Raw genomic sequence first — 398 nt, 5'->3', positions numbered from 1 at the left:
TATCGACAAAACCATTAACGTCATCGGCAACGCTGCACCACATCAGAAGATCTTCCTGATTTGCCGTACGCCACAAACGGTACGTAAATTGGTAGAAGGTGGTATTGACCTGAAAGATGTCAACGTCGGCAATATGCATTTCTCGGAAGGGAAAAAGCAAATCAGCAGTAAAGTTTATGTCGATGACCAGGATCTCACGGACTTACGTTTTATTAAACAACGTGGCGTGAATGTTTTCATTCAGGACGTCCCTGGCGATCAAAAAGAACAAATCCCTGACTAAATCTAAAATCGCCTTAATATTGGTTTGAGGTAATAAAAATGGAGGAAAGAAAGGGGATTAAGGGATTATCCCTGGCGGCGTTAGTTTTTGTTCTGGGGATTGATTTTTGGCTGGA

At 42.2% G+C, this 398-nt stretch carries 1 protein-coding gene; it reads left to right on the top strand.

All coding sequences use genetic code 11. The features are described from left to right. On the top strand, positions 1-283 hold a 283-nt coding region (locus ACS72_RS09850), incomplete at its 5' end, for a PTS sugar transporter subunit IIB (RefSeq protein ID WP_048882001.1). Positions 284-398 lie beyond the last annotated feature (115 nt).

The organism is Acinetobacter sp. VT 511, from assembly GCF_001077515.1.
Lineage (GTDB): Bacteria > Pseudomonadota > Gammaproteobacteria > Pseudomonadales > Moraxellaceae > Acinetobacter > Acinetobacter schindleri.
Note: the sequence above shows the minus strand (reverse complement) of the source record. Positions and strands in the feature narration are given on the sequence as shown.